Consider the following 19,844-nt stretch of genomic DNA (forward strand, 5'->3'; position numbering starts at 1 on the left):
GGTGTATGCCAGGTGTATTCAGATGGAAAATGTGTTCAAAAGTGGAAACTTTGGTAAATACTCTACGGAATATCAGCGAATGCTCTAACAAAAAGTGTCTGAAAGCCCCCAAAAAGTGTAGAAAATGAGACAAATGATGACCGCACAGACTGGGAAGTGTTCAAAACAGGGGGATTATGTAAGGGTGTGTGTTGGTAGTATTCAGGTGGAAAAAAGTGTCTGAACGTACTAGAAAAGTGCAGAATGTGAGACAGCTCATAATCCAGATCCGGCAGGAAGTGTTCCAAAAAGGAGTGCTTTCTGCTGGATCTATTTAGTTTATAACGAGCAGCGAGTTTTGACTCGTTGGAAAGGATGGTAATAATTATGAAACGATTTTATACAGCAGAATCCGTAACGGAAGGACATCCGGATAAGCTCTGCGACTTAATTGCAGACAGTATTCTGGATGCGTGTCTGAAAGAGGACGAAAATTCCAAGGTGGCCTGCGAAGTGCTGGCTACTAAAGGGAACATCATTGTGGCAGGAGAGATCACCAGCCGATATGAGCCACAGGTGTTTGAAATCGTCAGAAAGGTGTTGGAGAGTGCAGGCTATGAAGCAGATGGAATCCATATGGATGCCCTCATCCACAAACAGAGTCCGGATATCGCCGGGGCAGTGGAACGTTCCAGAGAACGCAGGACAGGAACTGTTTCTGTTCAGAGCGGACTTGCCAATGGAGCCGGGGATCAGGGAATCATGGTGGGATACGCCTGCGATGATACGCCGCAGCTTATGCCGATGCCAGTGGTTCTGGCGAACCGCATTGTAAGAGAACTGTCTGCAAGCCGTAGAAGTGGATATATCATGGGAATCCTGCCGGACGGAAAAGCACAGGTGACCGTGGAATACGAAGATGACAGACCTGTCCGTCTGGATACGGTCGTTGTGTCCTGTCAGCATGAAAAGGAAAAATCCCTTCGGAAGCTGGAGCATGAGATCCGGGAGAAAGTGCTGCGCCCGGCACTCCGCATGCTGCCGCCGGATGAGGATACCAAGATCCTGATTAATCCATCGGGCAGATTTGTGTGCGGAGGTCTGGATGCAGACACCGGACTGACCGGAAGGAAGCTGATGGTGGATACCTACGGTGGTCTGGTACCGCATGGCGGCGGTGCATTTTCCGGGAAGGACTGTTCCAAAGTTGACCGATCCGGGGCGTATATGGCTCGTTACATCGCCAAAAACATGGTGGCTGCCGGACTTGCCAGCCGATGTCAGGTGTCCCTTGCCTATGCCATCGGGGTTGCCCAGCCAGTCATGGTGCAGGTGGATACCTTTGGAACCGGAAAGATTTGTGCGGATGACTGCCTCGCCGCTGCGATTCCTCTGGTGTTTGGGCTTACCCCAAGCCAGATTAGTGACACCCTGCACCTGAAGCGGCCGATCTACCGACAGAGTGCCGTGTTCGGGCATTTTGGAAGAAAGGAATTCCCGTGGGAGAAAACGGATAAGGCAGAGCAGCTCCGGGATACCGTGATGTAATGCCGTGGATTCCGGAAGAAGAGATCAAACGGGCAAGGGAAATCACCGCCATTGAGTACCTGAAGAAATACCAGCCGAACCGCCTGAAAAAATCTTCAGCCAGAAATGAATGGGAGCTGACAGACCACGATAGCTTTAAAATCAACGAGCTCACCAGCCAGTGGCACTGGAAATCCAGAGATATCGGGGGAACCAGTGCCTTAAATTTCCTGATCCATGTAGATGGGTGTTCCTTTCTGGAGGCAGTGCAAATGCTGAAAGATGAGTATCCCACCTACATCCCTCCGCCTGTGGAGACAAAGCCCAAAAAGCTGTTTGTCCTGCCGCCAGTCAGCCCGGACTGCCGCAGGGTGTTCCGATATCTGAAAGAGCGCGGAATCAGTGGAGAGGTCTTACAGCAGTGTGTTCATCTGGGAATCCTCTATGAGAGCCTGCCCTATCACAATGCTGTGTTCGTAGGCCGGGACGAAAATCAGGTGGCAAGATATGCTTTCCTGCGTGGGATTTACGATGCCAGCGGAAAGGCTTTTAAGATGGAACAGGCTGGAAGCGAAAAGGCATACGCTTTTTGTGTTCCGGCACAAACAGGATGCAGACGGGTTGCCGTTTATGAAGCCTGTGTGGATGTGCTGGCGCACATGACACTGGAACAGGGAAGCCGGGATAAGTACCGTCTGGAGCTTGGCGGGATCAGTGCACCAAAAGAAGGGCAGAGCCAGCGGAGTATGAAAAAGCCGCAGGCACTGGAACATTTTCTGTCCCAGCACCCGGAGATTACCGAGATTGAAGTATGTACCGACAATGACTTTGCCGGACGGTGGGCGTGTGAACATATCCGAAAAGCCTACGAGGGAAGCTATCGGATCATCGAGAACCTGCCGGAGATCGAAGGGGCAGACTGGGCAGATATGGCAAAGATGGCTGCCCGAACACCGGAGAAACGGCAGAGAAAGGAAGTGAGGTGATGCCTATCAAAGAAAAAATAGAAGTGGAAATGCTGTCCCCTCTGATGGCAGAGTTTATCCCGGACTATTCAGATATTGTGGATCTGGATGATGCGGAACCATTGGAAGGACCTGACCTGGTGCAGTATCAGCCATCTATAGCAGAAAAGCTTGACGAGATCAACCGGCTCGGTATGCCTGACAACCAGCCATGCAACCTGATTGATTATTTTGACCGAAATAAGGACATTAAGGAAAAAGTGGAACGCATTACAATGGCGGTAAAAGAACAGGATGGTGTTTTATATGGCTGTGCAAACTTGACACTCCGGGAGAATCTGACACCAGAGGAATACCGTGTGGTGGGGCAGTATCTGAGAGGCCAGTACAGCGATGGCTGGGGAGAAAGTCTGGAACAACGGGAGATCAAGGTAGACGGCGGTGAATTATACTTACATTTCTATGTCGGTGCCGGCTCGGATTTCCAGATACAGGTGAAAGCACCAGAAAACGAGATGCAGGAACAGCAGCCGAAACCAAATCCGTCCCGTCCGAAGCTGAAGCTCTTAGGGCATGACGGAAATATTTTCTCAATCCTTGGGGATGCCTCAAGATTGCTCAGATGTGCCGGGATGTCCGAACAGGCCAACGAGATGGCAGACCGTGTCCACAAGAGTGGCAATTATTATGAAGCACTGGGAATCATCAGCGAATATGTGGAAACCGAACTGTCGGATCACCGTGAACAGCGCAGAACACCGAGAAAAGAAGTACCAAAAAAAGAGGATACCTGCCGATGAGCAGTTCCATAGATAGAAGCACTTCCAGAGAAATCTGGGAAATAAGCAAGAGGAAGGATGATGCCTATGGGAAATACCCTGAAACTTGAAGATCTTTTAAAACCGGACTGTCTGCCGGATGAGTCTGCCGGAGGGGAGAACTGGCGTATCTTGCATGGGGATACCTTAAAGCTGGTAAAAGGATTCCAGCCGGGGATTTTTGATGCAGTCGTGACCGATCCGCCCTATGCGTCCGGGGGAACCAAGCAGAATGAACGCAACCGCACCACCAACCAGAAGTATAGCAGCATGAAAGCAGAGAATGCCCTTCCGGACTTTGATGGGGATAACAAGGATCAGCGTTCCTGGACCCACTGGATGGCAGAATGGCTGTACGATGTGCGGAAAGCCTGCAAGAGAGGGGCTCCGATCTGCCTTTTTATTGACTGGAGACAGTACCCGTCTATCACCGATGCCCTTCAGTGGGCAGGCTGGATCTGGAGAGGAACTGCAGTCTGGGACAAAGGAAATTCCCGTCCGCAAAAAGGCAGGTTTCGCCAGCAGGCAGAATACATCGTGTGGGGAAGCAACGGTCCGATGCCAATCAACCGCCCGGTGTCCTGTCTTCCGGGTGTGTTCCGTTATGGGAATCCCCAGAACCGCATCCATGTGACAGAAAAGCCGCTCCAGCTGATGAAGGATGTCATCCAGATCTGCGAGCCGGGCGGCCTGATCTTAGACCCGTTTGCCGGAGCTGGCACGACCATCCTTGCGGCGACAGAGTCGGGCTATCAGGCAGTCGGCATCGAAGTGACGGATGCATATTATAAGCTGGGAAGCGACCGTGTCCGTATCGCACTGGAAGCCGGGGCAGAAGCAGAGAATAAAGAACCACAGTAACCGGATGTCTGCCAGACATCTGAAAAAAGGAAGAAAAGAATCCAGATGTCCACAAGACATCCACAGAGCCGGAATGCTTTGTGGGTGTTTCTTTTTGGAAAAACGCCGGGCAGAGGAAACTTGTCTGGTCAGGAAAGGAGATGGTCGTATTGGAACAGGCACTTGCTTATGTCTGCTGCTCTGCAGAAGAGGGAAAGACCAAAGTACAGCGGTACTGCCGGAAGATCTACGAACTGGGATATGTGCCGATCTGTCCGCAGTACAGCTTTTCCCCATTCCTTGATGATGGGGATGCGGAGGATATGCAGGCTATGCGGAGAATGTCCCATCAGATCTTAAGACGGTGCAGGATGGTGGTCGTCTGCGGAAAAGAGACCACCGGGACGATGAACACGGAGATCAGCATGGCTGACAGACTCCATATCATCTGTACCACGCTGGATGGGTTAAGCAAAATCAAAGAAAACGAATAATTCCGAAAAACGATAGGTTCAGAGGGGACGAAGCAAAATGCGACTGGTTTTGCAAGCATAGCGTTTGGATATCCAAACGCACTTTGGGGAGAACCCCAATCCCCCATATCGAGCCGTAAACAGACGAAAGGAGAACGAAGAAATGTTAGGATTTATACTTGGCACAATGACCGGAGGGGCAATGGGCGTGTTTGCAATGTGTTTACTGATCTCAGGAAAACGGGAGGATGAGGCACTGGAGCGGTGCCGGATGAAACCAAAGGAGATCATTGACCACGGCGTGTGCATCTGTTTTGTAAACAGTCAGGGACAGGAACTGTTCCGGCTTTCAGACGGGGAGAGCCTTGTGCAGAATGCCCCAAATGGAGAGCGGAACGTATCCACCTGCCATTATCTGGATGCAGAATCTGCCATGATCGATGGGAAGAAATGGAACCTTCTGGAATTTGCGAAAGAGATGGAGAAAAGAGGAATCATGCTTGCCCCGATGGAACTGTGCCGGGTACCGGAAAGGGGGTGAGGCCTATATGAAGAAAAAGATTATTGCTGCAGCCGTAGCCATTGGCGTGCTGACAGGATTCCTGATCTGGAAAAACCGTGAAATGTAAGGAAACGATCAATAACCCGTTGGAAAGCAGGTGAAGAGATGAGAAAAAGAAACCATGTGATACCAGTCCGCCTCAATACAAAGGAGCTGCGTTTTCTGGAAGAGCAGGTAGAAAAAAGCGGCCTGTCCCGTGAGGAATACATCCGTTCCATTGTCATGGGCGGCGAAGTCCGGGCAAGACCCTGTGAACATCATACCGAACTTTTAAGGAAAGTATCCGGTCTGTGCAACAATGCCAATCAGCTTGCCCATGTAGCCAATGGATGTGGGATGGCAGGGGAAGAGAATATTCGGGAAATGCTCCGCATGACGAAAGAGACATGGAGGCTGGTCAAAGAGGAATGGTAGCCGATGGCATACACCAGTATCATCCCGGTCAGCCGTCTGGACAATTCCATTACTTACATTCGAAACAAGGATAAGACCACAAAGAAAGGACAAAGTGCCGGCTCTCTGGAAGAAGCTATTCAATATGCAATGAACCGGGACAAGACGGAGCGTTCCATTTTTGAGGATGCCATTGGCTGTGTCTGTGAGACTGCTTATCAAGATATGGTAGATACAAAGAAACGATACAACAAGATGGACGGGGTGCAGGGCTTCCATCTGGTGCAGAGCTTTGCCAAAGGGGAAGTCACCCCGGAACTTGCCCACCAGATTGGCATGGAGCTGGCAGAAAGACTCCTTCAGGGAAAATATGAAGCTGTCATCACCACTCATTTGAACACGGAGCATTACCACAACCATATCGTGTTTAATTCCGTGAGCATGAAAGATGGGAAAAAGTACCATAGTAACAGCAGGAGCTACTACGAGGATGTGCGGAAAACTTCGGATGCCTTATGCCTGAAATACGGCTTATCAGTTATCGAACCGAAAAATGGCAAAGGGAAATCTTATGCCCAGTGGATGGCAGAACAGGACGGAAAGCCAACCTGGAGAACCTCGATCCGTCTGGATATCCGTGATGCGGTGGCAGAAAGCTTCACATGGAAACAATTTCTGGACCAGATGAAGCAGAGAGGATATCAGTGGAAGCTGAATCGGAAGTACATCGCATTGAAAGCACCGGGGATGGAACGGTATATCCGTCTGCGGAGCCTTGGGAAGAATTACTCAGAAGAGAGCATCCGGCAGTGGATCTTACAGCCCAAGAGCAGGACAACTGCTGGAAAAGAAGGAGCTTCCCAGCCCCCGAAAAAGAAGTTAAAAGGGATACAGGCCCTGTACTATTCCTATTTGTATCAGATGGGTGTTCTAAAGCAGAAGCCGAAAAGAATCTCCCCAGTGCTCCGGGCAGATATCCGAAAACTGGATGCCAGGATCGAGCAGATGGAATTTCTTCAGAAGTATCAGATTACCACCCGTGAAGAACTGATGGCATACCGAACCCCGTTGGAAGAACAGGTGCAGGCACTCACAAAAGAACGGAAGCGGCTCTACCGGAGCGAACCGGACAGTGTTAGGATCGGTCAGATCACCGAAAAACTGAGGCCGCTTCGGAAGGATATCCGTCTTTGCATCCGGATCGAACAGCAGTCTAAAGAGATGGAAGAAAAGATGCGTCTGGCAGAGCAGATCCAGAGACAGGCAGAACAGACGGAGAAAAACAGACAACCGAGAACAGAAAGCAGGTGAACAGTATGAATTATGGAGGCGATGCGGCGGATCAGATCGTCCGGTATTCCTTGGACGGCGTGGACCACGGGCTCAGACTTTCGGGTACGCTGGCAAAGCATCTGGCGGTATTTGTTGCCGCCGTATTAAAAGACCAGAAGAAAACGAGGGGCAGAACCCGGATGGTGCGGATGTTAAAGGAGAACAAGCCATTGAAGTTCTTTACTGTGCCGTCTGACCGCTTGCGTGAATTCTGCAGTGAGGGCAGGAAGCGAGGGTTGCTCTATGTGATTATCCGTGATAAAAAGAACCCGGAGATGAGCGAGGTCATGGTCTTTGCGGATGACGCAGCCAAGGTCAACCGGGTTATGGATAAGATGAACCTTGATTTTGTAAGGAGCGAAGTCGGGGAAGCTGTCCATGAGGTAACCGCCGGAATGGAAGCACCGGAAACCGAAGCAGTACAGGAAACTGTGCAGATGCCGGAGGGCGAGGTGCAGTTTGAGATCAGCGATCTGGACGAAGCATTCCAGGTCGGTGACATGGATTTTTCTCAAGGAGAGAAGAATCAGAATCATCCTGAAAAGGAGTCTTCCGAACCGGAAAATTTTATCCCGGTGCAGGAAGAGGGGGAAGAGAATCTGTCCGGCTTTTCCTTGCACAGCAGAAATATTTCTACCGGGCAGGAAAACGGGACTGATGGAGCAAAGCCAAGGGAACAGGAGCGTCCCAGTGTCCGCCGGGAGCTGGAGAACATCAAACGGGAGAAAGCAGAGGAATCCCAGAAGCGGAGCCGGGAAAAGAACCGTGGACCAAAGAAAACGCAGAAGAAAGCGAGAAATAAACGAAAGGTGAAAGCGAGGTAGAAGATGGACCTGACAAAATTTTTAGGGCAGGACACGCAGGAACCGTCCGCCCAGCGGCTATCGAAAGAGGAATATGCCGCACAGAAAAAGCAGGAGAGGGAAGAAATCTGGGGCATGATCGATGGAAAGGCACAGGAGATCTTCCAGAATGGGGACTCCTTAAAAGGATTCCTTGATTTTATGGGACAGTGTAAGCCACAGAGGACAGACAACCTGTTCCTGCTCTATGCACAGAACCCGGAGATCCGGCAGATTAAGACCTTTGAAAAATGGAAAGAAGAAGGCAAAGTAGTCAAGACCGGAAGCAAGGGATACAACTTCATTGTCGGACAGGAATACGAAAAGGATGGTGTCATCCAGCAGGGATACTCCATCCAGAAAGCCTATGACATCAGCCAGATTCGCACCAAACAGCCGGAAGAGGCGGAGCCAAAACCGATGGACCAGTTGATGGAAGCACTGCTGACCGACAGCGAGGTACGGATTCAGATCGCAGACAACCTGCCGGATAAGGTACAGGCACAGTATATCCCGAATCAGCGGACGATCTATGTCCGAAACGGCATGAGTGAAAATACAACATTCCATTCCATCAGCCGGGAACTGGCGTATGCATCTCTTGACCATCACGATGGAAGCTACAGCCGGGCAGGGGTAGCGGCACAGGCTTATTGTGCGGCGTATGTGACAGCACAGAAATATGGCGTGGATGTCTCCGGCTTTTCCTTTGACAAGGTATGCGAGATGCAGGCATTCGGACAGAAAGATCCGAAAGAACTCCGCTCCTTTATTCAGAATGTAAAGAGCGCAGCCTATTCCATCGGCAAGCAGGTAGACCGCAACCTCGGCAAAAGTGAGCAGGAATTTATGCCCGATGAATTTGCCGTCCCAGAGGAGAAATCAGAGAAACCAGCCAAGAACAAAAAGTCCCCGGAACGCTGATAAAAGGGGTTTTTCCGGCTCTTTTGCAGTAGCTTTCCGGGAGGAAGTGTGGTATGTTGTGGTTGAGAAAAAAGAGGAAAAAAGGAGGCTCGCCTATGACAAGAATGCGATATGTAAAGATGGACCGGATCATGAACCATATGCTGATCCATGCCCTCCGGGAAGTGTTCCGGCAGGAAAAAGAACAGGGGCTTCCGGTGGATACCACACGGGATCTGGTTCTGAAGCTGGCAGAGCAGGAAGAAGGAAAGCTCTACCTGACAGAAGCTGAACACACCAAATCTGTAGAAGCTTTAAACAAGCTCCGGGACACATACCTGAAAAACGGACGCTATTCCGATGGGATCGACAGTGTCCTGTTAAAGATCATGAAATCCAGATACCGCCGCCCATACCGTGGACGGGGAAGATAAAGAAAGGATGTGGTACGAATATACAGAAATATGACACAAGAAAGAATAGAAGCCATGAGGAGAAGATATCCGCCGGGAACAGAGGTCACGCTTAACAGCATGGAGGGGGAGAGCCACATGCCACCCGGCTTAAAAGGTAAGGTGGATATGGTAGACGATGCAGGGCAGATCCACGTAAACTGGGAGAATGGAAGCAGCCTTGCCCTCGTTCCTGGAGTGGACAGCTTCCACATCACGGATCTGCCGAGAGCAGAGAGGCCAAAACAGCAGCCATCCCGGTAACAAACAGCCGGAAGTCAGACTGGGTGATCTGGCTTGCCGGACTGCCTGTCATCTGGTGGGCAGCGCTCCTGATTGCGGATGCTATTCAGCCGGGCAGGAATCTTTTTGAGCTGATGGAGGTTCTAACGGAAAAACTGAACCACCCCTTCCAGCTTCATTATACGGAATATACCATCAAGTCGGTGCTGGTCTGCACGTTACTTTACGCAGCCGGGATCGGCATTTTTTATTCCAGCCAGAAGAACTACCGCAGAGGGGAAGAACATGGTTCCGCCAGATGGGGTGATGCCCGGCAGATCTGTAAGAAATACAGCCAGAAGCCGTACTCCCAGAACATCCTGCTGACGCAGAACTTCCGCATCAGCCTGGACACCCACGAGCACCGCAGATGTCTCAACATCCTCGTGGTGGGAGGCTCCGGTGCAGGAAAATCCAGAGGCTTTGCCCTGCCGAACATCATGCAGTGCTGCTGCTCGATGGTCATTACAGACCCCAAAGCCGAGCTGCTCCGAAAGACAGGCGGTCTGCTGGAAAAGAAAGGATATGAGGTGCGTGTCTTTGACCTCATCAATCCCGACACATCTTTTTGCTACAATCCATTCGAGTACGTCCACGATGACAAAGACGTACTCCGTCTCATTTCCAATCTGATACAAAACACCACACCCAAAGGTTCCCAGTCCTCCGATCCGTTCTGGGAGAAGAGCGAGACAGCACTGCTTCAGGCACTGATGCTGTATCTGCTCCATGAAGCTCCGCCGGAAGAACAGAACTTCGCCGTGATCATGGAGATGTTAGGCTCGGCACAGGTAAAAGAAGAGGATGAGGACTACGAGTCCCCTCTGGACATTTTGTTTGACCGTCTGGAGATGCGGGACCCGGACAGCATTGCCGTCAAGCAGTACCACATTTACAAGCAGGCGGCAGGAAAGACCGCCAAGTCCATCCTGATCAGTGTTGGTGTCCGTCTGGCAGCCTTCAACCTGCCGCAGATCGCCAAGCTGACCAATACCGATGAACTGGATCTTTCCAGCATGGGCGAAAGAAAAGTTGCCCTTTTCTGCTGTATTCCGGATGCGGACACCTCTTTGAATTATCTGGTAGGTATGATCTACAGCCAGCTTTTCCAGACTCTTTATTATATGGCAGACCGTGTGCATGGCGGTGCCCTCCCGGTTCCGGTCAACTGCATCATGGATGAGTTTCCAAACGTATCCCTGCCAAATGAGTTTGAGAAGATCCTGGCAACCTGCCGTTCCCGTTCCATTTACTGCAGCATCATCATCCAGAACATGAGCCAGCTAAAGGCTCTGTTCAAGGACTCCTGGGAAAGTCTGGTGGGCAACTGCGATGAGTTTTTGTACCTGGGCGGCAATGAAAAAGAGACACACAAATATGTATCAGAATTACTGGGGAAAGAAACCATAGACACCAACACCTACGGGCAGACCAAAGGAAAATCCGGCAGCTACTCCACCAACTTCCAGCAGAGCGGAAGGGAGCTGTTACAGCCGGATGAAGTCCGTATGCTGGATAACCAGAATGCACTTCTGTTTATCCGCGGGGAACGGCCCATACTGGATGCCAAGTATGACCTGATGAAGCATCCCAACATCCGGTATACCGAAGACGGCGGTGCCGGCCCGTTCAACTATGCGAAAGCACCGCTGGCACATGACGATTTTACCTTTGACGAAACAAGATATAACGACTACGAACTGCTTCTGGATGAGGACATCATCGGGGAGCTTTTTTGATTGGAGGAATGCCGATGAATTTACTGAAAAATAAGAAACACACAGAAACAAAAAAAGAGACCACACCGCTGAAGATGAAGAGAGGGCAGAAGAAACTGTTTGCCCTGTATGCGGTGATGGTGCTGACTTTCTGCATTGGGACAACTTGCGTTTACGCTGCAGGCGATCCGCTGGCAGTCGTCAATAACCTGTCCACGTTTATCTTTTCCCTGATCCGTGCCATTGGCCTGATCCTGCTTGGATTTGGTATCGTGCAGGTCGGCCTGTCCCTAAAGAGCCACGATCCGAGCCAGAGGGCAAACGGATTCCTGACACTGGCAGGCGGTATCATCATTACCTTTGCAAAAGAGATCCTGGATCTGATCATGGGTTAGGATCAGAGACCAGAAGGGGAGCCATGCGAAATGCGGGTTCCCCGCTCACTTTTGCAGGATGGGAGGTGAAACTGTTTGAGTGATAACTGGATCGTACAGAATCTGAATTCTGCCTTGCAGACCTGGAGTGACAAGCTGGCCGAGATCTGGACACTGCTGACGCAAAGCCCGGAGAATTTCAAGGGCGGTGCGATCTGGAGCGTGATGACGAACATCAACGGAGGGCTCCGAGCCATCGGGTACGGCCTGCTGGTCTTATTTTTTGCGGCAGGGCTGGTGAAAACCTGTGGGAGCTTCACGGATATGAAGAAGCCGGAACACGTAGTGAAAGCCTTTATCCGTTTCGCACTGGCACAGGGAGCCGTCATGTCCGGCATGGAGCTTCTGACGGCAATTTTTTCCATTGTGCAGGGAATCGTGGCAAATATTATGTCCCATTCCGGGATGGCAGGTGGAACGGTGACGGAACTGCCCTCAGAGATTGTGGACAAGATCGAAGCAGTCGGGATGCTGGAATCCATCCCTTTGTGGATCGTAACCCTGTTAGGCAGCTTGTTAATTACCGTGCTTTCCTTTGTGATGATCCTGACTGTATATGGAAGAATGTTCAAGCTGTATATGTACACAGCCATCGCACCGATCCCGCTGGCAACCTTTGCTGGGGAACCAACCCAGTCTGTAGGGAAGAACTTTATCCGTTCCTACGCCGGGGTATGTCTGGAAGGTGCCATCATCGCACTGGCCTGCATCATCTTTTCGGTGTTTGCGGCGAGTCCGCCGGCCGTCGGGGATACCAGTCTGTCTGCTGTGACGATTGTCTGGAACTACATCGGGGAGCTGGTCTTTAACTTACTGGTACTGGTCGGGGCAGTGAAGGCATCTGACCGGATCGTAAAAGAAATCATGGGATTATAGGAGGCAGAAAGGAATGGAAGAACCAAAGAAATTAATTTATGACAGTGGAGAGCAACCAGAGGAAGTATTCTTACGGGTCAGCGGCTACTTGGACAGAGACCGCCTGTATGTCGGGATTTACCAGATAGAATATGGCTACCCGGAACTTTTTTCCGACCTTACGGTGAACCTACACCATGCTCCGCTGAACGGTGTGAACGAAGCCTATATCGACCACAATTTCAGCAAAGAGCATCTGCGTTTTATTCGGAAATACAAGCTGGGCAGGGTACTTCCGGAGACCGCAGTTTCCGGTTACTGCACCTTTCAGAAGGTCGCCTTTGACCTGAAGAAACTGGCAGAATATGATCCGCAGGGAACCAGAGAATTTATGGAAAGCCACGGCATCCAGATTGCGGATGCACCAAAACAGAAACCAAAGAACAAATCACAGAGAGAAAGGTAGAAAACAACATGGAAGTGAAAATGAATAAAGAAATCCGAGACTATCAGGAGTCAATGTTCTGGGGCTTAAGTTTCCGGCAGTGCCTATTTTCGGTACTGGCGATTCTGGCAGCCCTTGGTATTTATTTCCTCACCCGGAAGTATGCCGGGGAACAGGTAACCGGATGGCTGTGCGTGCTTGGGGCGGCTCCCTTTGCAGCCTGCGGCTTTTTCCGTTACCACGGCATGACGGCAGAACAGTTCGCATGGGCAGTCATCAAATCCGAACTGCTGTACCCGAAACGGCTGGTATTCAAATCAGAGAACCTGTACTTTTCCTGCATGGAAGAGAGCCTGCGGCTGGGTGAAAAGATGATGGGAAACGGAGCGGAGCTTCTGGAGAAGAAGCGGACGAAACAGAAGAAACCAAAGAAGCCAGGAGGAAGGGGTGATGCCTTTGATTAAAACCCTGAGTCAGACACTGAAACAGGACAAAGAAAAATTCAAAGTACCGAGGTCTGTCCAGCAGGCGATCCCGATCCGCAAGATCTGGCCGGACGGTATTTTTCAGGTGGAAAGCAAGTATTCCCGGACATTCCGGTTTACGGATATCAACTATTCCATTGCCAGCAAAGCGGATAAGACAGAGATGTTCCTGGACTACTCCGAACTTTTAAATGCACTGGATTCCGGCTGTACTGTGAAGATTACCCTGAACAACCGTAAGATCAACAAGGAAGAGTTTGAGCAGTCCCTGCTGATTCCAATGAAAGGAGATGGACTGGACGAGTACCGGAAAGAGTATAACGATATGCTCCTTTCCAAGATTTCTGGTACCAACAACAGCATTTACCAGGAACGCTATCTGACCGTCAGCGTCCACAAGAAGAACATCGATGAAGCCAGGACATACTTCGCCCGTGTGGGAACGGATATCATCACCCATCTGGCCAAGCTGTCCTCCATCGGGGAAGAGCTGGATGCAGAACAGAGGCTCCAGATCTTCCGGGACTTTTTCAAGGCAGACGTTCCGCAGAGCTTTCCGTTTGACATGAAAGCCTTTGCGAAAAAGGGACACAGCTTCAAGGACTGGATCTGCCCGGACACGATGGAGTTCCACAACGACCATTTCAAGCTGGGCGAGCAGTACGGCAGAGTCCTTTTTATGGAAGATTACGCCAGCTATGTGAAAGACGAGATGATCTCCGAACTGTGCAGCCTTGGCAGGAATCTGATGCTGTCTATTGACATCATCCCGGTACCAACAGATGAAGCAGTGCGTGAGATCCAGAACCGACTGCTGGGCGTAGAGACCAACGTAACGAACTGGCAGAGACGCCAGAATGCAAACAATAATTTTTCCGCCGTGGTTCCCTATGATATGGAGCTTCAGAGAAAAGAAACCAAGGAGATGCTGGACGACTTGACTACCAGGGACCAGAGGATGATGTTCGGTATCCTGACAATGGTACATATGGCAGAAAGCAAGAAACAACTGGATTCTGATACGGAAACCCTGTATTCCATTGCAAGAAAACACCTCTGCCAGATGGCAACCCTGAAATGGCAACAGGTCGATGGACTGAATACCGTCCTGCCGTATGGTCTGCGGAAGATCGATGCGGTGCGTACCCTTACCACAGAGTCCACTGCCGTCTTGATTCCGTTCCATACACAGGAGATCATGCAGCCGGGCGGCATTTATTATGGGCAGAATGCAGTCAGCAAAAATATGCTGGTGGCAGACCGAAGAAAGCTGTTAAATGGAAATTCCTTCCGACTGGGAGTCAGCGGTTCTGGAAAAAGTTTCTCGGCAAAAGAAGAGATCGTAGACCTTGCCCTTTCCACGGAAGATGACATCCTTATCCTCGATCCGGAGTCCGAGTTTGCTTCACTGGTGGAAGCCTTAAACGGCGAGGTCATCCGGATCTCGGCAACGTCCGATACCCATCTGAATGCACTGGACATGGACTCCGCCTATGGCAATGACCGTAACCCTCTGATTGAAAAGTCCGAATTCATCCTGTCCCTGTTTGAGCAGCTCGTAGGAGCCGGGAACCTTTCGGCAAAGGAGAAATCCATTCTCGACCGCTGCACCGCAGACGTGTACCGGGGTTATATGAGGGGCGGATACCAAGGGCAGGTGCCGACCCTAAAGGATCTGTACCGACAGCTCATGCTCCAGCCGGAGGAAGAAGCCAGAGGGCTGGCATTGTCTTCGGAACTGTTTATTAACGGAAGCCTGAACACCTTTGCCCAGGAAACCAATGTCAATACGAAGAGCCGTATCATCGATTATGACATCCGGGAGCTGGGCGAACAGCTGATGCCACTTGGAATGTTGGTCACACTGGATTCCATTTTTAACCGTGTGATCCAGAACTGGAAGAAGGGAAAAACGACATGGATCTTTGCGGATGAGTTTTATCTGCTGTTCCGCTATGAATACAGTGCAGACTTTTTCTACCGCCTGTACAAGCGTATCCGTAAGTATTCGGGATTTGTGACCGGGCTTACCCAGAATGTAGAGGAACTTCTGAAATCCGATACCGCCCGCCTGATGCTGGCAAATAGTGAGTTCCTGATCCTTTTGAATCAGGCAAGTACCGACCGGGACGAGCTTGCGGCACTTCTGAATATCTCGGACAACCAGTTATCCTACATCACCAATGTGGGTGCCGGCCACGGCCTGATCCGCTGCTCCGGGAATCTGGTGCCGTTTGAAAATTCGTTCCCAAGAAATACAAAGCTGTACCGTCTGATGACGACCAAGCCGGGCGAAGCGTAAGAGCAGTACAGACCGGGACTGGAGGTGAGAGATGAAGGATATCAAAACCAAAGAAGTCACAACAAAACCAAAGACTAAAAATCCTGCCTCCAGAATCCCGAAGGAGCTGATGCGGACGGCCATACTGGAGAGCAAGGAAAAGTCCCAGACCATCGCAAATGCCAGGGATAATGACATGGAGGAACAGTCCCCATCCGAGTATGCCAGTGGAAAAGTCGCATCCGCAGAGGAATGGGCTGCCAGAAAGTCTGGCAGAACTGTAACCAGCGCCGGAAAGACAGCAACACAGAATTCCTACGAGAAGATCAAACTGAGAGTCACTGGTAAAAAAGAAGCGCAGAAAGAAGCCGCCAGAGGAACAGGGGACACACAGGCTCCCGATCCGGTCAGTCGGGAAGCACCGAAGCAAAAAAACCGGGAACAGGGGGCATCCCGTGTGAAGGTCAAGGAACGGGAAAACCAGGAAGTCCAGATTCAGAAAGCCAAGCGGCAAAAGGCGATTTCAGATGCCGTCAAAACGAAAGAACAGAAGATCCGGGCAGCTAGGGAGACACCAAGAATCCAGAATGGACAGGAAATGTCGGAAGGTGGATCGCTTTCCATCAAAAGACAAAACCAGAAAAGCAAGGCCGGAGATACCGCAAGGCAGAATGCCATCCGCCAGAAACAGCCGGAAACCATCCGGATCAAGGAAAAGCCACGGAAACAGTTGGAGCCGAAGACCATACAGCGGCGTACTATTAAGACCGCCCCTCCATCTGTGAAGATCAGCATCCAGCCAGAGCAGAAGCTCCGGGTGGCCAGTTCCAACGCCTTGACAGCCCGGATGCAGAAGCAGATGGAACGAAGGGCAGCGAAGCAGGCGGCGAAGAAAGCCGCCTTGCAGACTTCCGATGGAGTCCGCCGGATACAGAAAACGGCAAGGGCAGGAGAGAATACCTTCAAGGCAGCTAAGGCCGCTGTAGAAGCGGCAGCGAAAACGGTGCAGTCCATGATGGCTGCACTGGGAGCCGCCGGAGCAGTGATCGTTCTTCTATTGGTTATCATAGTCGGAATCATAGGAGGTGCGGCATTCTCTGGAAGCTCAGAGAGTAATGAATCACTCAGCCAGGAAGTCCTTTCCTACACATCAACCATCCAGAAATACGCCAATCAATATGGAATCCCCGAATACGTCTCGGTGATACAGGCGATCATGATGCAGGAATCCGGTGGCCGGGGAACCGATCCCATGCAGAGCAGTGAGTGCCCATACAACACCCGGTACTCCAACAGCCCCAATGCCATCCAGGATGTAGACTACTCCATACAGGTGGGAATTCAATATTATGCGGACTGCCTAAGAGAAGCCGGATGCACCAGCCCACAGGATATGGACAAGCTGAAGCTGTCCCTGCAAGGGTATAACTACGGCAACGGATACATAACGTGGGCAATACGAAAATATGGGGGCTACAGTGCAGAAAACGCTTTGCAGTTTTCTAATGAACAGGCGGCTTCACATGGCTGGAGTGCCTATGGGGATCCAGAATATGTCCCTCACGTCCTGCGGTATTATTCCAGCGGCGGATTGTTTGCCGGCCTGTTTGGAGGCAACGGCCAGATCGTATCGGTGGCACTTACCCAGCTTGGAAACCAGGGAGGCCAGAAGTTCTGGTCGTGGTATGGATTTGACAGCCATGTAGCATGGTGTGCCTGCTTTGCCAGCTGGTGTGGGGACCAGGCAGGTCTGATTGAGAGCGGAAAGATGCCGAAGTTCTCCCTGTGCGATGATGGGATCGCATGGTTCCAGAGCAAAGGAAAATGGAAAAGCCGAGGATACTCGCCAGCACCTGGAACCCTAATCTTTTTTGACTGGAACGGTGATGGAACCTCAGACCATGTAGGAATCGTGGAGAAAACCGAGGGCAGTACCGTATACACCGTAGAGGGAAACTCCAGCAATGCCGTGAACCAGAGAAGCTATGATATCAATAACGGAACGATCATGGGATATGGTATACTTTGAAAATTAAAATAGAATATAAGTTATAACCTATGAAAAGAAATTTGATATGTGTAAGTTGATAATGAAAGTTGATGCAGGTATGGATTCTTATGCAAAGATTATTTAAAGAACCATAAAAATACGCTGTATCAGTTTATGCTTCTGTAGGACACTATTAGAGAGCATGTGATATATTATCTGTAAATAAAAAACCAGAGATCAGTAATGGACACACTGATTTTCTGGTTTTTTTATGATAACTGTATTACTGTATTGACAAATATATCACAGTGCGATATAACGTAAGTATCGAAGTACGATATATCGCACTGAAAGGAAAGGTTTATGGATGCACATATAAAAAAGGTTTACGTTCCCATGACGGAGACAAGTTTTTACATATTGTTATGTCTTCGTACTCCAAATCATGGATACGGGATTGTACAAAAAGTAAGAGAACTGACAGAAAATGAAGTGGTACTTGGTCCTGGAACCATGTATGGAAGTCTTTCAAAAATGGAAAAAGATGGCCTAATCCATTTTATCAGGGAAGAAGATAAAAGGAAAATTTATGAGATCACAGAACTCGGTACGGAAGTTCTGGAGCTTGAGCTAAAAAGAATCCGCAGATTGTATCGTAATGCACAGGAGGTAACGCAATGAAGAAACTCAAAAAAGAAATTCGCTGGTTTAGTATTATGGAGTACGAAAAAGAAGAAAATTACCTGAGCAAAAGGTACTTGGAAGGTTGGAAATTCAAGAGCGTAACATTTCCTGGACTATATACATTTGAGAGATGTGAGCCTGAGAAGGTAATTTACCAGCTAGATTACAATAAAGAAGGAATCAAACATCAGAGTGAATATATACGAATGTTTGAAGATTGCGGATGGGAATACCTGACAGAATTTGATGGATACAATTATTTCAGGAAACCAGCAGACAAGATGCAACAGAAAGAGGAAATATTCTGTGACGACATCTCCCGTCTGGATATGATGAATCGGATTTTTCGTGGAAGAGTAATTCCGTTAATATTGATGATTCTTTGTATCCTGATTGATACTATTGTAACAGATCCCAGTGAACCAGGCTGGATACCAGTATTTTTTAGGGTAATGTTAGTTGTATATGTTATTACTTTTCTACAGTTTGCTGTAAAATATTTTGTATTTTGGAAAAAAGTAAAAAAATAGTATACAGTTGACAACTCATCAACGTAAAGAGTTCATTGTCTAAATGAGTAGGGAACTTCTTTTCTGACTTTAAAAGAATTTTAAATTTTTGTTACCACCTGGAATTATTTACGATATATAGTATGAATAGATAATAACGGAAATGTAAAAGGGACAGTAGATGTAAAAAATCAGCTTTGTCCCTTTTGTAACCTAAATTTGATATGTATAAGTTAACTTTTTTATTTGATTAAATTTATATGAAATGAAAAGAACCAGTGAGAGAATCGTTAAATTTCACTCACTGGCTCAATTCGTTTCAAATTTCTCGGACAACTCTGTCAGTTCCTTCACCGTTTCCTGGGTGTGATGCAACAGGGTGTCACGCATTTCTGGCGGACAGCTGGAATAAAGCATTTTCATCTGATTGACACCCTCATCCTCCAGAGAAATATCTGGATTTATAAGCGTATCTAAAGAGATGTGTAGGACCTTTGCCAATGCTCTCAAAATCAAATAGGAAGGATTCATTTTCCCCTTTTCGATATTGGCGATTTGCTTTACAGAAACATGGCTTAGATCAGAAAGTTCTTGTTGTGTCAGTTCTTTATTCTTTCGGGCTTCCCGCATTTTCTGCCCTAAAGCAGTTAAATCATCAATCGGCATAATCGTTCACCTCAATAATATTGTATCGTTCTGGTTTGCACAAAGGAATGACCTTATTATGCTTGCTAAGAGGTACGATTATGCTGATTATGTGGATAAAAAACTCTTGTTCAGATGAACTTACACTATCTTAGTGACAAACGCAAAGTGCAGGGAGATATTTGATGGCGCATTCCGTAGATGTTTTCAACCTAATCAAATGTGGCGAAGATGTGGCTGAAAAAAATTACGAGCGCCAAAGTTCCCTCTGGCGCTCATTTTACTTTCGTTGTGCGTTTTTTCTGTACTCTAATGGCAACAATCCCGTGCTTTTACGGAATAATTCTGCAAATCGGCTTGAAGTGGAATAGCCTACTGTTTGGGCAACTTGCCCGACTGTCAGCTCTGTATATGCCAGCAGATATTCTGC

General features: G+C 49.2%; 23 protein-coding genes. 21 read left to right on the plus strand and 2 right to left on the minus strand.

Annotated features, from left to right (window positions below; genetic code table 11):
* The first annotated feature begins 366 nt into the window (after window positions 1-366).
* From metK to DWW77_RS16330, 21 genes are all read left to right on the plus strand, one after another.
* Complete coding sequence (metK, locus tag DWW77_RS16225) at window positions 367-1,527, plus strand: methionine adenosyltransferase (RefSeq protein ID WP_055267995.1); 1,161 nt, start codon at window positions 367-369, stop codon at window positions 1,525-1,527.
* On the plus strand, window positions 1,527-2,492 hold the full coding sequence (locus DWW77_RS16230; RefSeq protein WP_118609134.1) for a DUF3991 domain-containing protein: 966 nt from the start codon (window positions 1,527-1,529) through the stop codon (window positions 2,490-2,492). Before metK ends, DWW77_RS16230 begins: the two co-directional genes overlap by 1 nt.
* Complete coding sequence (locus DWW77_RS16235) at window positions 2,492-3,271, plus strand: hypothetical protein (RefSeq protein WP_286188035.1); 780 nt, start codon at window positions 2,492-2,494, stop codon at window positions 3,269-3,271. Before DWW77_RS16230 ends, DWW77_RS16235 begins: the two co-directional genes overlap by 1 nt.
* Before the next feature lie 57 nt (window positions 3,272-3,328).
* A complete protein-coding gene (locus DWW77_RS16240; RefSeq protein ID WP_117889129.1) occupies window positions 3,329-4,150 on the plus strand; it encodes a DNA-methyltransferase in 822 nt (273 codons plus the stop codon).
* Window positions 4,151-4,299: 149 nt separating this feature from the next.
* Window positions 4,300-4,623 carry a DUF7768 domain-containing protein gene (locus tag DWW77_RS16245; protein ID WP_019162195.1) on the plus strand — a complete coding sequence of 108 codons (324 nt, stop codon included), beginning with the start codon at window positions 4,300-4,302 and terminating at the stop codon, window positions 4,621-4,623.
* Between the two features lie 142 nt (window positions 4,624-4,765).
* Window positions 4,766-5,143: a DUF3789 domain-containing protein gene (locus tag DWW77_RS16250; protein ID WP_055155772.1), complete on the plus strand. Its 378-nt coding sequence runs from the start codon at window positions 4,766-4,768 to the stop codon at window positions 5,141-5,143.
* Window positions 5,144-5,269: 126 nt separating this feature from the next.
* Window positions 5,270-5,578 (plus strand): plasmid mobilization protein, encoded by a 309-nt coding sequence (locus DWW77_RS16255; protein WP_015533354.1) that lies wholly within the window; start codon window positions 5,270-5,272, stop codon window positions 5,576-5,578.
* Window positions 5,579-5,581: 3 nt separating this feature from the next.
* Complete coding sequence (locus tag DWW77_RS16260) at window positions 5,582-6,868, plus strand: relaxase/mobilization nuclease domain-containing protein (protein WP_118609135.1); 1,287 nt, start codon at window positions 5,582-5,584, stop codon at window positions 6,866-6,868.
* A gap of 5 nt (window positions 6,869-6,873) precedes the next feature.
* Window positions 6,874-7,713 carry a PcfB family protein gene (locus DWW77_RS16265; protein ID WP_118609136.1) on the plus strand — a complete coding sequence of 280 codons (840 nt, stop codon included), beginning with the start codon at window positions 6,874-6,876 and terminating at the stop codon, window positions 7,711-7,713.
* 3 nt (window positions 7,714-7,716) lie between these two features.
* Window positions 7,717-8,655 (plus strand): ArdC-like ssDNA-binding domain-containing protein, encoded by a 939-nt coding sequence (locus tag DWW77_RS16270; protein WP_055155776.1) that lies wholly within the window; start codon window positions 7,717-7,719, stop codon window positions 8,653-8,655.
* Window positions 8,656-8,750: 95 nt separating this feature from the next.
* Complete coding sequence (locus tag DWW77_RS16275) at window positions 8,751-9,068, plus strand: hypothetical protein (protein WP_055149034.1); 318 nt, start codon at window positions 8,751-8,753, stop codon at window positions 9,066-9,068.
* Between the two features lie 30 nt (window positions 9,069-9,098).
* Complete coding sequence (locus DWW77_RS16280) at window positions 9,099-9,350, plus strand: DUF4314 domain-containing protein (RefSeq protein WP_015513377.1); 252 nt, start codon at window positions 9,099-9,101, stop codon at window positions 9,348-9,350.
* Complete coding sequence (locus DWW77_RS16285) at window positions 9,341-11,107, plus strand: VirD4-like conjugal transfer protein, CD1115 family (protein WP_353616954.1); 1,767 nt, start codon at window positions 9,341-9,343, stop codon at window positions 11,105-11,107. Before DWW77_RS16280 ends, DWW77_RS16285 begins: the two co-directional genes overlap by 10 nt.
* Window positions 11,108-11,121: 14 nt before the next feature.
* Window positions 11,122-11,481: a glutamyl-tRNA amidotransferase gene (locus DWW77_RS16290; RefSeq protein WP_118609138.1), complete on the plus strand. Its 360-nt coding sequence runs from the start codon at window positions 11,122-11,124 to the stop codon at window positions 11,479-11,481.
* Between the two features lie 75 nt (window positions 11,482-11,556).
* A complete protein-coding gene (locus tag DWW77_RS16295; protein ID WP_019162185.1) occupies window positions 11,557-12,396 on the plus strand; it encodes a VirB6/TrbL-like conjugal transfer protein, CD1112 family in 840 nt (279 codons plus the stop codon).
* A 13-nt stretch (window positions 12,397-12,409) separates the two neighbouring features.
* A complete protein-coding gene (locus tag DWW77_RS16300) occupies window positions 12,410-12,841 on the plus strand; it encodes a DUF4313 domain-containing protein (RefSeq protein ID WP_055153545.1) in 432 nt (143 codons plus the stop codon).
* A gap of 20 nt (window positions 12,842-12,861) precedes the next feature.
* Window positions 12,862-13,284 (plus strand): PrgI family protein, encoded by a 423-nt coding sequence (locus tag DWW77_RS16305; RefSeq protein ID WP_330380317.1) that lies wholly within the window; start codon window positions 12,862-12,864, stop codon window positions 13,282-13,284.
* Entirely contained in the window at window positions 13,271-15,607 is a 2,337-nt protein-coding gene (locus DWW77_RS16310; RefSeq protein ID WP_118609139.1) for a VirB4-like conjugal transfer ATPase, CD1110 family, read from the plus strand. Before DWW77_RS16305 ends, DWW77_RS16310 begins: the two co-directional genes overlap by 14 nt.
* Window positions 15,608-15,638: 31 nt before the next feature.
* On the plus strand, window positions 15,639-17,615 hold the full coding sequence (locus DWW77_RS16315; RefSeq protein ID WP_118609140.1) for a lysozyme family protein: 1,977 nt from the start codon (window positions 15,639-15,641) through the stop codon (window positions 17,613-17,615).
* A 324-nt stretch (window positions 17,616-17,939) separates the two neighbouring features.
* On the plus strand, window positions 17,940-18,257 hold the full coding sequence (locus DWW77_RS16325; protein WP_117628469.1) for a PadR family transcriptional regulator: 318 nt from the start codon (window positions 17,940-17,942) through the stop codon (window positions 18,255-18,257).
* Window positions 18,254-18,790 (plus strand): DUF2812 domain-containing protein, encoded by a 537-nt coding sequence (locus tag DWW77_RS16330; protein ID WP_118609141.1) that lies wholly within the window; start codon window positions 18,254-18,256, stop codon window positions 18,788-18,790. The genes DWW77_RS16325 and DWW77_RS16330 overlap by 4 nt, the downstream gene beginning before the upstream one ends.
* Before the next feature lie 288 nt (window positions 18,791-19,078).
* Here DWW77_RS16330 and DWW77_RS16335 read toward each other — a convergent pair whose 3' ends face one another.
* Window positions 19,079-19,435 carry a helix-turn-helix domain-containing protein gene (locus tag DWW77_RS16335; protein ID WP_116704857.1) on the minus strand — a complete coding sequence of 119 codons (357 nt, stop codon included), beginning with the start codon at window positions 19,433-19,435 and terminating at the stop codon, window positions 19,079-19,081.
* Window positions 19,436-19,694: 259 nt separating this feature from the next.
* The coding region (locus DWW77_RS16340) for a helix-turn-helix domain-containing protein (RefSeq protein ID WP_118609142.1) at window positions 19,695-19,844 on the minus strand (150 nt) is incomplete at its 5' end.

The sequence above is a fragment of the Ruminococcus sp. AF17-12 genome, from assembly GCF_003479245.1.
Classification (GTDB): domain Bacteria; phylum Bacillota; class Clostridia; order Lachnospirales; family Lachnospiraceae; genus Blautia_A; species Blautia_A fusiformis.

Bases quoted from the DNA above. Each gene is read 5' to 3' on its own strand.
- metK (WP_055267995.1), top strand. From the start codon at position 367: ATGAAACGATTTTATACAGCAGAATCCGTAACGGAAGGACATCCGGAT.
- DWW77_RS16230 (WP_118609134.1), top strand. From the start codon at position 1,527: ATGCCGTGGATTCCGGAAGAAGAGATCAAACGGGCAAGGGAAATCACC.
- DWW77_RS16235 (WP_286188035.1), top strand. From the start codon at position 2,492: ATGCCTATCAAAGAAAAAATAGAAGTGGAAATGCTGTCCCCTCTGATG.
- DWW77_RS16240 (WP_117889129.1), top strand. From the start codon at position 3,329: ATGATGCCTATGGGAAATACCCTGAAACTTGAAGATCTTTTAAAACCG.
- DWW77_RS16250 (WP_055155772.1), top strand. From the start codon at position 4,766: ATGTTAGGATTTATACTTGGCACAATGACCGGAGGGGCAATGGGCGTG.
- DWW77_RS16255 (WP_015533354.1), top strand. From the start codon at position 5,270: ATGAGAAAAAGAAACCATGTGATACCAGTCCGCCTCAATACAAAGGAG.
- DWW77_RS16260 (WP_118609135.1), top strand. From the start codon at position 5,582: ATGGCATACACCAGTATCATCCCGGTCAGCCGTCTGGACAATTCCATT.
- DWW77_RS16265 (WP_118609136.1), top strand. From the start codon at position 6,874: ATGAATTATGGAGGCGATGCGGCGGATCAGATCGTCCGGTATTCCTTG.
- DWW77_RS16270 (WP_055155776.1), top strand. From the start codon at position 7,717: ATGGACCTGACAAAATTTTTAGGGCAGGACACGCAGGAACCGTCCGCC.
- DWW77_RS16275 (WP_055149034.1), top strand. From the start codon at position 8,751: ATGACAAGAATGCGATATGTAAAGATGGACCGGATCATGAACCATATG.
- DWW77_RS16280 (WP_015513377.1), top strand. From the start codon at position 9,099: ATGACACAAGAAAGAATAGAAGCCATGAGGAGAAGATATCCGCCGGGA.
- DWW77_RS16290 (WP_118609138.1), top strand. From the start codon at position 11,122: ATGAATTTACTGAAAAATAAGAAACACACAGAAACAAAAAAAGAGACC.
- DWW77_RS16300 (WP_055153545.1), top strand. From the start codon at position 12,410: ATGGAAGAACCAAAGAAATTAATTTATGACAGTGGAGAGCAACCAGAG.
- DWW77_RS16305 (WP_330380317.1), top strand. From the start codon at position 12,862: ATGAATAAAGAAATCCGAGACTATCAGGAGTCAATGTTCTGGGGCTTA.
- DWW77_RS16310 (WP_118609139.1), top strand. From the start codon at position 13,271: ATGCCTTTGATTAAAACCCTGAGTCAGACACTGAAACAGGACAAAGAA.
- DWW77_RS16315 (WP_118609140.1), top strand. From the start codon at position 15,639: ATGAAGGATATCAAAACCAAAGAAGTCACAACAAAACCAAAGACTAAA.
- DWW77_RS16325 (WP_117628469.1), top strand. From the start codon at position 17,940: ATGGATGCACATATAAAAAAGGTTTACGTTCCCATGACGGAGACAAGT.
- DWW77_RS16330 (WP_118609141.1), top strand. From the start codon at position 18,254: ATGAAGAAACTCAAAAAAGAAATTCGCTGGTTTAGTATTATGGAGTAC.
- DWW77_RS16335 (WP_116704857.1), bottom strand. From the start codon at position 19,435: ATGCCGATTGATGATTTAACTGCTTTAGGGCAGAAAATGCGGGAAGCC.